The organism is Micromonospora sp. NPDC007230 (assembly GCF_042869115.1).
In the GTDB taxonomy this organism is placed as follows: Bacteria; Actinomycetota; Actinomycetes; order Mycobacteriales; family Micromonosporaceae; genus Micromonospora.
Genome location: NZ_JBIAFE010000013.1, coordinates 153,353 through 165,069, shown reverse-complemented (window position 1 = coordinate 165,069; position 11,717 = coordinate 153,353). Strand labels below are relative to the sequence as shown.

Here is an 11,717-nt window from a genome sequence, read left to right as displayed (position 1 = left end):
CTCGATGTCGGGTCAGGACGGCGAGCCGGCGGGCAGGGGTGCCGACCAGACGTCGGCGATCGACGGGTCGTAGCCGTCACCGGTGTCCCGGAACCGCACCCGCACCACCCCGTCGCGGGTCGCGTCCGGCAGGTCGACGACGAACTGGTAGCTGACCGTGCCGGCCCCGCCGGCGGTGCGCCGCCAGGAGCGGGCGTGCGCCACCACCCCGTCGACGACGATCTCGTAGTCCTTCAGCTGCGCCTGGTCGTAGGTCTCGACGGCGCGCAGCACGAACGGTTCGCCGGGTGCGACGGCGAGGTCGAACTCGAACCAGCCGTCGGGGTAGCTGACGTTGGTGTAGCGGCGGGTCAACCCGGCCTCGGTGTTGGTGCCCGAGTGGGTCGAGGCGGTCAGGTGGTGCGCCTGCTCGGAGGCCGCGTCGCCGAGATCGACGTGGTCGTACGCGCCGGCCGGCGGCTTGGTGAACCGGACCGGGACCGCGAGGGTGCGCCGTTCGGCGTCCGTGCCGCCGGTGGCCAGGGTGAGCTCCGCCGGCCCTTCCGTCACCGTCACCGGTGCGGTGACGACGGTCGACACGGTGGTCTCCGCGCCGGGTGCGAGGTCGTACCGGGCGGTCGGCGACGCCACCCGCCAGCCGTCGGGCGCCGTGGTGGTGAGCTGCCCGGTCACCGGCACGGCGGCCCGGTTGCGGAGCACGGCGCCGACGGTGGTCGCGGCGCCGGGAGCCACGGCGGCGGGCGTGGCGGACGCCGACTCGATGACCACGGCCGGCGCCGTGGTGATCGTGCCCGCGACGGGCAGGGTGGCGGCGCCGCCCTGGAGGCGGTAGCTGGCCGAGCCGTCGACGACCACGTCGGCCGGCGACTGGCCGGCGGGGATGCGCAGGTCGTAGCGGTGGCTGACGGTGGCGCCGGGGGCGACGGTGGTGGGCCGGTCGCCGACCGGGGTCACCGTCCACCCGGCGGGAACGCGCAGGTCGGAGGTCACCCCGGTCATCGGTGCGGTGCCGCCGTTGGTGACCACGACGCTGGCCCGGACGCCGTCGCCGGGCAGCCGCTCACCCACCGGCAGGTCCAGCTTGACCACCGCGCCGACCAGGGCCGACGAGGCCGCGGAGAGCCGCTGGTCGACCCGGGTGAGCAGGGTGGTGAACCGGTCGGCGTGGGCCGCCGCGACGCGGCCGACGCCGACCTGGGTACGCAGCCACCGGTTCAGGTCGGCGGCGGTGGCGAGGGCGTGGTGCACCTCGCCGGCGGCGGCAGCGCTGTCGCCGGCCAGGTACGCGGTCCGCGCCGCGGTCGTCTCGTCGGCGAGCTTCCGCAGCTGGGCCCGCAGGTGCGCGGCCACCGGTCGGCCCAGGTCGTCGGCGCGCTCGTCGGTGAGCGCCGACAGCGCCTGCACCGCGTCGGCGGTGTCGCCCAGGTCGCCCAGCACCCGGTCGACGGCGAAGGAGTAGGCGCCGGAACCGATCTCGTAGACGGCGGTCCCGCCGTCCATCCGGACGAACCGCACGCTGTCGGCCTGGTCCGCCGGCCGGCCGCCCTCGGTCACCGCGTGCCGCCCGGGTGCCGGGATGCGCACGGTCGCGGTGGTGTTCGCCGGGACGGTGACGCGTAGCCGCAGGTCGCCGCGGGCGTCGAGGTTCCAGTCGCTGCCGATCACGCCCTGCGCGGAGCGGTACGACGCCCGGGCCGAGGTGAGGCCACCGCCCGGCTGGGGCGCGAAGGTGAGGTGGGTGTAGCCGGGATTGCCGGCGTCGGGCTGGATGCCGGCGACGGTCCGGTACATCCAGTCGCCGACGGCGCCGTAGGCGTAGTGGTTGAACGAGTTCATCGACACGTCGCCGAAGCTGCCGTCCGGCATGATCGAGTTCCAGCGCTCCCAGACCGTGGTCGCGCCCTTGGCGATCTCGTAACCCCACGACGGGTAGGTGTCGTTGAGCAGCAGCCGGTAGGCGACGTCGAGGTGCCCGGTGTCGCTCAGCGCCGGCAGCAGGTCCGGGGTGCCGAGGAAGCCGGTGGACAGGTGCCAGTCGTGGCGGCGGACGTTGTCGACCAGCCGGTCGGCGGCCTTGCCGCGCAGCGGCTCGGGCAGCAGATCCATGCCGATGGCCAGCACGTACCCGGTCTGGCTGTCGCCCTGGACGGTGCCGTCGGCCGAGACGTACGCGTCGACGAAGGCCTTGCCGATGTCCTTGGCCAGCGCCGCGTAACGGGCCGCGTCGGCGTCCCGGCCGATGGCCGCGGCCATCTCCCCGAGCAGCCGGACACTGTACGCGTAGTACGCGGTGCCGATGACGCCGGCGGGCGTCGGGTCGTCGAGGTTGAGCCAGTCGAGGTACGGGCCGGCGTTGGTGCGCCGGTTGCCGGAGCTGGTGCTCTGCAGCCAGGCGGCGTACCGCACCATCGACGCGTAGTGCTCCTCGATCACCCGGGTGTCCCCGTAGCGCTGCCAGAGCGTGTACGGCACCGTGATGCCGGCGTCGGCCCAGCCGGTCGCGCCGTCGCCGCAGCAGGCGCGGGGTGCGACGTCGGGGTACGCCCCGTTGGCGGACTGCGCGTCGCGCAGGTCCTGCAGCCACTTGGTGAGGAACGTCAGGCTTTCCATGTTGAACGTCGCGGTCTCGGCGAAGACGTTGATGTCGCCGGTCCAGCCGAGCCGCTCGTCGCGGGCGGGCGTGTCGGTGGGGATGGACAGGAAGTTGCCGCGCTGCCCCCAGGTGATGTTGCTGTGCAACTGGTTCACCATCGCGTTGGAGGTCTCGAACTCGCTGGTCAGCTCCCCGTCGGTGTGCATGACCAGGCCGGTGACGGTGGAGCGGTCGGGGGTGCCCGGGTAGCCGGTCAGCTCGACGTAGCGGAAGCCGTGGAAGGTGAAGGTGGGTTCGTAGACCTCGGCGCCGCCGCCGCGGAGGGTGTAGTGGTCGGTGGCCCGGGCCGACCGCAGGTTGGCGGTGTAGGCCGTGCCGTCGGGGTTGAGCACCTCGGCGTGCCGGATCTGCACGGTGGTGCCGGCGGGCCCGTCGACCTTCAGCCGCACCTTGCCCACCATGTTCTGGCCGAGGTCGAAGATCCAGGTGCCGGGGGTGGGCTGGGTCAGCGCCCGCGCCGGCAGCTCCTGCGCGACCCGCACGGGCGGGTCGACCTGGGCGACGATCGGGCCGGTCGCGCCGGGGGCGTCGACGGTGGCGGCCGACCAGCCGGCGTCGTCGAAGCCGGGCCGGTCCCAACCGGCCGGCAGCCGGCGCGCGTCGTAGGTCTCGCCGTGGATCAGGTCGCTCAGCAGGAACGGCCCGGGTGTGGCACGCCAGGAGCCGTCGGTACGGACGGTCTCAGTGCGGCCGTCGGTGTAGTCGATGACCAGTTGGGCGCCCAGGTGCGGGCGGGAGCCGTAGTGGTCGGTGCCGAAGGAGGCGATGGTGCCGGAGTACCAGCCGTCGCCGAGCATGGCGCCGAGCGCGTTGTCGCCCTGGCGGAGCTGCCGGGTCACGTCGTACGTCTGGTACTGCACCCGCTTGCGGTAGTCGGTCCAGCCGGGTGCCAGCTCGTGGTCGCCGACGCGCTGCCCGTTGAGCGACAGTTGGTAGACGCCGAGGGCGGTGGCGTAGACCCGGGCGCGGGCGACCTCCCCGTCGACCCGGAAGCCGCGGCGCAGCAGCGGGTTCGCGTCCAGGGCGGTGAGCATGGCCTCGGTGGTGCCGGTGACCCGCAGCCCGCTCGACGTGGGGGTGCCGCCGCCGAACGGGTTCTCGCCGTCGGTGAGCGCGGCCGCGAAGAGGGTGTCCGCGCCGCTGGTCACGGAGAAGTCGGAGAAGACGCCGGTCTCCGCTCCGTCGGTGCGCAGGCCGACCGAGCCGCCCTGGTGCCGGGTGTCGCGGGTGACGTCGACCTGGGTGCCGTCGACCCAGGTGGTGATGGTGTCGCCGGCCGCCGTGATACGCAGGGTGTGCGGGGCGGTGAGCTTGTCGGGCGGCACGACCGCGCCGAGCGGCACCTCCTTGAGCACCGTCCAGGCGCCGTTGACCCGCACGTGCGGGCGCAGCTTGGCGGTGCCGCCGGTGCTGGAGAACTGCCACATGTAGGCGTTGGTCGGGCCGTGGGCGCGCAGATAGATCCCGGCCGCGTCGCGCTCCAGGCGCACCGTGGTCTGCACGGTGTAGTCGCGCCACGACTCGGTGGGCGGGGGCAGCCCGATCCAGTCGGCCCGCCAGCCCTCGGCGCCCCGCAGGCCGGTCTCCCACGAGGCCGGGGCGCTCCACCCGGAGGCGCGGCCCGCGGTGTCCCACACCCGGACCTGCCAGAGGTAGCGGGTGCGGGGTTGCAGTGCCGGGCCGGTGTACGGGACGAGGGTGCTGCGCCGGGACGTCACGCGACCGCTGTCCCAGACGTCGGCGTCGTCGAGGCGGGCCTGGCTGGTGGCGACGCGGACCTGGTAGGACTCCTGGAGCACGCCCCGGGCGGCGGATTCGATCCGCCAGCCGAGGCGGGGCTGCGCCACGTCGAGCCCGATCGGGTCGGTCGCCCGCTCGGTGGTCAGGCCGGTCACCGTGAGCTGCGGAGCCTCCGGTGCGGCGGCGGCCGGGGCCGCCGTCACCACCGCCGGCGTCAGCCCGAGGAGCAGTGCGACGACCGCGGAGAGCACGGGTCGGCGCCGCGTCGTGAGCTTCATGGTCCAAACCCTTCTGTGCGGCGGTCCGCACCGACTTTCGTGGGCGACGTCCGGACCGATGGGCGCCGGACGGGTGATCAGCGGGGCTGGGCGGCCGAGTCGGCGACCGGGTGGAAGCTGGACCGGCCGGAGCCCACCTCGAACACGGCGCGGCCGTTCTCGATCCCGATGAAGGTGGCCTTGCTCGGACCGGCGGCCCGGTAGGACCTGCCCTCGGTGACCGGTAGGGCCACCCGGGCGGTGACGTTGACCGGCACCTCGAGGTCGACCAGCAGGCCGGCGCCGGTGCGCCGCCAGTCGAGGCGCACCGGTCCGCGCTGGGTGGGCACGACACCGGACGCGTGGTCGAGCCCGACGGCGGGCGGCGCCACGTCCACCACGGCGGCGCCCGGGGCGGCGGTGCGGACGCCGAGCAGGGTCTCCTGCACGTCGACCACGGCCTGCGCGCCCCAACCGTGGGACTGGCTGAAGTTGGTGCCCGGGTCGAGGGTCCAGGCCTCCCAGGTGAAGCTGCCGCCCTGGGCGAGGATGTTCGCCCAGCCCAGGTCGTCGGGGTTGGTCAGCAGCCGCAGCACCGCGTCGGGCCGGCCGGCGTCGGCGAGCGCGGCCAGCAGCCAGTGTGCGGTCATCGGCCCCTGCTTCATGCCCATGGCCGAGAGGTGGTCGGCGAGCGCCGGCAGGTCGGCCTGCGGGGCCACGCCGTGGGCGATCGCGTACGAGGTGGCGTGCTGGCCGGCGTGGCCGCTCTGCGCGCCGGTGGCCGACAGCCCGTCGACGTAGTTGCCGTCGGCGCGGCGCAGCTTGGCGTTCATCGTCGCGGCGAGGTCGGCGGCCCGGCCGTCGTAGGAGGTGACCTCCGCGGCGGGGCGGCCGAGCGCCTCGGCCATCCGGGCGGTCGTTCGCAGCACGTCGACACCCTGGGCGTTGATGGTGGTGCGGGCGGCGGCGGACATGTCGTACCCGAACCGGCCGGGCTCCGGCCAGTCGACGATGCCGTAGCGGTAGGCGCCGCTGCCGCCGGCCAGTTCGGTGACCAGGCCGGCGGTCGGGCCGGTGGCCGGGATGTGGCGCAGCACGTAGTCGGCGGTGTCCCGGATCGCCGGGTACGCCTCGGCCAGCAGCGCCCGGTCGCCGGTCTCGGTCCAGTACCGCCACACCCAGTCGACGAACATCAGGGAGTAGTCGGGGATGTCCCGCTTGCCGTCGCCGTTGGGGTAGACGGCGTTGTACCGCCCCCGGTCGTTGCCGGCGTTCCAGTAGCGGGCGGCGGAGCGGAGGAACTCCCGGATGGCCTGCTGGGTGGCGTCACGCTCACCGAAGGCACCCATCGTGGCGTAGGAGATGTTGGCGGCGTCGCCGAGGAACTGTCCCTTCTCCCGCGTGGGCGTGTCGACGAACGCCTCCTGCACGGAGTAGAGCGCGGACCGCTTCATCATCGTCCACACCGCGTCGAGGGTGGCGTCCGAGCTGGCGAAGCTGGCCTCCCGGCCGGCGGGGACGTCGCTGTGCACCACCACGGCGGAGATGTCGTCGAGCGCGATCTCCTCACCCGCGTCGGGGATCTCCAGGTAGCGGAAGCCGAGGTGGGTGAAGGCGCGGAACTGCTGCGGGCCGTCCTTCTGCAGGTAGGGGAAGCTCATGTTGGTGCCCTGCGACTGCAGGGTCGACGTGGCGACCCGGCCGGTGTCGGTGAGGGTGTAGCCGGCGCGCACGGTCACCGTGCGACCGGCCACGCCGGCGTCGAACCGTACGGCGGGGCGGGCCGGGATGACCACCCCGTAGTCGGCGACCACCGTGCCGTCCTCGGCGGTACGCAGTGCGACCGGAGCGACCGTGGTCTCGGCCAGCCGGGTCTCCTGCCCGATCAGCCGCGGGTACGCCGCGTTCGGGTGCGCGCCGATTACCTCGGCGGCCGTGAACGGCGCGACGCTGTCGTCGTAGCCCGGCCGCGTCCAGCCGGTCACCTCGGCGCGGGCGTCCTGCCGCTCGACCCGGTCACCCTCGCCGTTGCGGCGCTCGGCGTTCGCGACGAACTGGGTGTCCCGAGCGACCCGCCACGATCCGTCGGTGACGAACACCTCCCGGGTCCCGTCCGCGTGCTCGACCACCAGCTTCATCAGCAGGCCGCGGGCGCCAGCGGGGCGGCCCTGGCCGCTGCCGTACCAGTGGTAGCGCACCCCGATGGCCAGCGGCTCGCCGGCGGTCACCAGGTCGGTGACGTCGGCGGCCTGGTAGTAGTCCTCGCCGGGGTAGCCGAAGGAGGTGCCCCGGTCGGCGCGGGTGCCGTTGAGGTAGAGCTCGTAGGTGTGGTCGGCGGCGGTGTAGGAGCGGGCCCGGACCACCGGGCTGGCGCTGGGGCGTACCTCGGTGCGGGCCAGCGTGTAGTCGTCGGCCTCGGTGGTGGTGCGGCGGATCCAGGCGGCGCCCTCCCACTGGGTGTCGGAGATGCCGGTCTCGAAGGCGCCGGTGCCGGGCGGGGACTGCTGGTCGGTGCGGTCCCAGGTGCGCACCGACCACTGGTACGCCGCGCCGGCGCGCAGGGCGGGCCCGCCGTAGGGCACGTAGGACTGCTGGTCCGAGGCGACCTTGCCCGAGTCCCACACCAGGTCGCCGCCGGGCTCGCTGACGGTGATCCGGTAGGCCGTCTGCGTCTCCCCCGGGTCGGCGTCCTGTGGCAGCCATCCGAAGCGCGGGGTGCCCTCGACGTTGAGCGGGCCGGTCCGGTCGTCGACCGTCAGCGCGGCCGGTGCGCCCGGGGCGTGACCTCGGGCGGCCGAGGCCGGTGGGGCCCCGGCGACGACCGTGGCGACGGCGGTCGCCGCCGCCAGGGTCAACGCCGTCCGGCGCCTGGCGAGCAGCGGGGATCCGGGAGTCTGAGGTGTCACGCCTACCTCCGGCCATGAATCGTTTCAGGCAGGCTACGTGCTCGTGTCCCTCCTGTGAAGACATCCACGATGGCCGGATCCGGCCACCCAGCAGGTCCGGCGACGCCTCGCGCAAGCCGGTTCCATTGAATCGTTCGCAAATGCTGGTCGCGGAACTCGCGCGCACAGATCCTGCTGAGCGGAAGCCGGGCGTGTGGTGCTGCCTCATGCCCGCCGGCGGCACCCCCGTTGAGGCAGCACCGTCACGCGCTGCCGCTGGCGCCCCGTCGACTACGGGCCGGTGACCTCCTTGGCAGCGCGCTCGCCGGACTCGACCGCCCCGTTGAGGTAGCCGAAGTACTCGATCGAGGTGTGCTCGCCGGCGAAGTGGACGTTGCCCTCGCGGGCGGCCTCGATGCCGAAGAAGCGGGTGTACTGGCCCGGCTTGAGGCTCGAGTAGGCGCCCTTTGACCAGGGGTTGAGCGGCCAGGCGTCCCGGTACGCCTTGCCGTTGTAGGCGGCGGTGATGCCCGGGTAGATGGGTTCCAGCTGGGTCAGAAACGACGTGACCTCGGCGGCCGGTGCCGCGCCGAACGGCGCTCCCGTCCACACCTTCGTCTGGCTGCCGCCCGGGAACTCGCACAGCACGCCGGTGGTCGTCGCCTGGTTGACCGCGTCGTCCCAGGCGCACTGGAATCCGGTCACGTTGGTGTAGGTGGCGCCGCCGTAGCCCTGCGCCACCCAGGGCCGCCTGGTGAACTGGACGTGGATCTTCGCGTTGCTGCCCAGGTCGAACTCGTTGATCGAGCGCATCTTGACCGTCGAGAACCCGGCCCTGGACAGGTCGCACTCGCGCAGCATGGTGAAGGGCAGGGCGAGGATGACCTTGTCGGAGGTCACGTCGACGTACGTGTTGCCGGCCTGGAAGGTGCAGGTCACCGACCCGTTGGTGTTCGCCTTGACCGCCACCAGTTTGCGGTCCAGCGTCACGGTGCCGGCCGGCAGCTGGCCGACCATGGCGGTCAGCAGCTGGTCGTTGCCGCCGATGATGGTGTACTTCTCGTCGCCCCCGGTCAGCGGGTTCAGCGAGTTCTGCGAGTTCCAGGCGAGCAGGTAGATGAGGTTGAGCGCGGACTGCTGGTCCGGGTCCATGCCGTACTCAGCGACGACGTTGCTCTGCATGAGCTTGGCGAAGCGGCTGGAGAGGCCACCCGGGATGTTGGCGTCCAGCCACTGGTTGACCGTCTGGTTGTCCAGCGCCAGCCCGGTCGCGGTGTAGCTGTCGTACCGCTGCGGCCACGGCGCCGCCTGCTGTGCCGCCTTGAACGCCTGGTAGACCTGACCCCAGTCGGTGTTCGCCGCGCTGTAGGGGTAGTCCGCCCCGTCGATCCAGTACTTGTCCCCGCCGGGTGGCTGGTTGCCGCCGGCCACGTCCCGGAGGCTGAGTCCGAGGCTGTTGGCGAGGTTGCGGATCGTGTTGTGCTCGGTGTTGATGAACGCCCCGCCGTGCTCGACGACGACGCCGCCGTCGAAGAAGTTCCGCAGGGTGTAGCAGCGGCCGCCGATCCGGGAGCTGCCCTCGTAGACGGCGGCCCGGACCCCCTTGACCTTGTAGAGCCAGTGGGCCGCGCGGATGCCGGCCAGACCCGCTCCCACGATGGTCACCGACGGTGGCGCGGCGGGCGCGGCGGCCGCGCTGGCGGGGCGGGGCAGGCCGGCCGCCCCGGCGACGGCGGCCCCGACGGCGGCGGCGCCGCCGAGCAGCTTGCGGCGGGACAGCCCCGCGGCCCGCATCTCGATGACTTCGTCGACCGGGATGCCGGTCCGTTCGGATTCGGCGTGCGCGGCGAGCGTGGCACGCAGGCGGCTGGTGAGTGGTGTTCGACCTCTGGATCTCATGACTGACCTCCGGTCGCGAACGCCTGAGCTGGCGTGCCCGACATTTAAAGCCGGATTCAGTTAGACAGTCAAGAAGTTCACTGGCCTGGAACACGGCAGCCCGTCGGAGCTGATCTCGCTTTCAGGAGTCGGCCCACCACCGGGCGGCCACGAGCTCGGCGACCAGCGTCTCGGTGAGCAGGCGTACGGCGGGCTCCTCGTCGCCGCGATAGCGGACCGTCGCCGCGGCGCCGGTCACCTCGGCGCCGACGGCGAGCACCGTGGCCGCCCGCTGCCGCAGCCAGTCCAGCGCTGGCGCGTCGTAGCGGGAGCCGGGAAAGAGCAGGGCGCGGTAGTCGAGGGTCTTGGTGAGGTAGACGTCGACGTGCGACCAGTCCCCCGTCTCGCATCCGTCGGCGGGACGGCGGGGACCCTCGCGGACCATCAACGCGGACTGCATCGCCGACGAGAGCCGCTCGGCCGGCGCGAGGGTGTAGACGCCGTGCGGGCCGTCCAGGACCTCGACGGCTACGGGCAGCCATTCGTCCCGGCGGGTCAGCAGATCCTCGGTGGCGTCCGCGGCGCGCCGGGCCAGGCCCGCGATGTCCCGCCGGCGGTCGCCCGGGATGTCCCGTTGCGCCGCCAGTCGAGCCACCAGATCCAGCAGCAGCACCAGGGTGTGCTGGAAGCTCCGGCAGGCCACCCCGCCGGCCTCGACGCCGGCGTGCATCGGCACGACGAGGTCGGCCACCTTCGCCAGCGGCGAGTCCGGCACGTTGGTCAGCGCGACGAGTGGGGCCGCGCCCTGGTAGCGGCTGGTGGCGTCGAGGGTCTCCTGGCTGGTCCCGGTGGCGGAGATGGCGACCACCAGGGTCCGCGGCCCGGGCGGATAGCCGGTGGCGGTCGAGGCGTACTCGGCGACCGCGTCGACACCCGCGGCGCGCAGCCGCAGTGCGGCCATCTCGGCCGCGTAGCGGGAACTGCCCATCCCGAGCAGGAGGACCCGCTCGACCCGGTCGGGCAGCCCGTGCCACGGGTCGCCGTCGGTGAGCGTCGCGGCCAGGCGGCGCAGCGACTCCGGCTTGGCTTCCAGGTCGGCCAGGAACAGGCGGGGGTCCACGGTTTCTCCTCGGGTCAGTCGTACCAGCTGCGCAGGACGCCCATCGGGGCGTACCGCCAGCGGGGCAGGAAACGGGCGGCATAGCACAGTTCGCGGCACTCCTGCTCGACCTCGAACGGTCGCAGCAGCCGCTCGTCGAACAGGTGCGCCATGCCGCGCTCGTGCAGGGTGCGGAGGTAGGCCGCGAGCAGGTCGTCGACGCCGCGCCGGCACCAGTCGGCGACGGCGGGCCGATGCCGGCCCTCGGTCCGCCGGTTGGCGATCTGCCCGACGTGCAACAGGCTGGTGCGCAGCTGCGCCACGTCCCGCGCGGCCGGTTCGGTGAGGGTGCCGCCGGCGGGTGCCGCGAGGGTCGGGTTGCCGTCGAAGTCGGTCACCGCGAGTCCGCCACGCCAGCGCAGCACCTGTCCCACGTGCAGGTCGCCGTGCGGTTGGATGACGTACGCCCGGTCCACCTCGCGGGACCGCCAGATGTCGGCGGCGAGCCGGGGCATCCGGGCGGTGAACCACCGGGCGTCCTCGTCGTCCGCGGCGGCGACGAGCCGGCGTGCCTGGTCGAGGACGGCCAGGCCGTCGGCCGCCCAGTCCCGGTGGCTGACCGCCACGGGTGCCGGGATGGTCTCGGACGGGGTGGCCAGGGCGCAGTGCAGTTCGGCGGCCAGCGCCCCGAGGTCGCCGGCCAGGTCGGCGGGCGGTCCACCGTCGAGCTGGTGGAGCAGGGCGTCGACGCACCAGTCCCAACCGTCGGCGGCGTCCGGCAGGAAGCCGGTCACGACCGCCGCCAGGCCGCCGTCCGGCTCGTCCCGGTAGACGGCCGCGTACGGGGTGGGCGTACGGGTGAAGTTTCCGGCCGCCAGGTGGGCGAGCAGGTCAGGAGCCCGGTCGGGCGCCTCAGCGGGGCGCATCCACTTGACCACGACGCGTTCGCCCACCACGACCGAGGTGTTGGTCTGGTCGACGGTGATCAGTCGTTCCCCGAGGGGACCTCGGGCGAGCGGGACGAAGCGACGCACCCGTAGGCCGGTGATCGCGCCTCCGGTGGCGAGGGCCTCGACGAGCGCGGCGGAGGCACCGGGCGGCACTCGGGCGTGTGTTGAATCCAAGTTCAGTTTCCGGCGTAAAAAGTCGGCTACAAAAGGCGGCACGAGTCTTGCGCACGTTGACTTGCATTGCAACACTCCGGT

5 protein-coding genes are annotated in these 11,717 nt (G+C 73.2%); all 5 read right to left on the bottom strand.

From position 1 onward, the window contains the following. Window positions 1-12 precede the first annotated feature (12 nt). Window positions 13-4,671: a family 78 glycoside hydrolase catalytic domain gene (locus ACFYML_RS20070; protein ID WP_387422059.1), complete on the bottom strand. Its 4,659-nt coding sequence runs from the start codon at window positions 4,669-4,671 to the stop codon at window positions 13-15. A gap of 77 nt (window positions 4,672-4,748) precedes the next feature. Beyond that, a complete protein-coding gene (locus tag ACFYML_RS20065; protein ID WP_387422058.1) occupies window positions 4,749-7,556 on the bottom strand; it encodes a family 78 glycoside hydrolase catalytic domain in 2,808 nt (935 codons plus the stop codon). Window positions 7,557-7,826: 270 nt separating this feature from the next. Further along, on the bottom strand, window positions 7,827-9,434 hold the full coding sequence (locus tag ACFYML_RS20060; RefSeq protein WP_387422057.1) for a flavin monoamine oxidase family protein: 1,608 nt from the start codon (window positions 9,432-9,434) through the stop codon (window positions 7,827-7,829). Window positions 9,435-9,555: 121 nt separating this feature from the next. Then, complete coding sequence (locus ACFYML_RS20055; RefSeq protein ID WP_387422056.1) at window positions 9,556-10,533, bottom strand: SIS domain-containing protein; 978 nt, start codon at window positions 10,531-10,533, stop codon at window positions 9,556-9,558. 14 nt (window positions 10,534-10,547) lie between these two features. After that, entirely contained in the window at window positions 10,548-11,636 is a 1,089-nt protein-coding gene (locus ACFYML_RS20050) for a hypothetical protein (protein ID WP_387422055.1), read from the bottom strand. Window positions 11,637-11,717 lie beyond the last annotated feature (81 nt).

Bases quoted from the DNA above. Each gene is read 5' to 3' on its own strand.
- ACFYML_RS20070 (WP_387422059.1), bottom strand. From the start codon at position 4,671: ATGAAGCTCACGACGCGGCGCCGACCCGTGCTCTCCGCGGTCGTCGCA.
- ACFYML_RS20060 (WP_387422057.1), bottom strand. From the start codon at position 9,434: ATGAGATCCAGAGGTCGAACACCACTCACCAGCCGCCTGCGTGCCACG.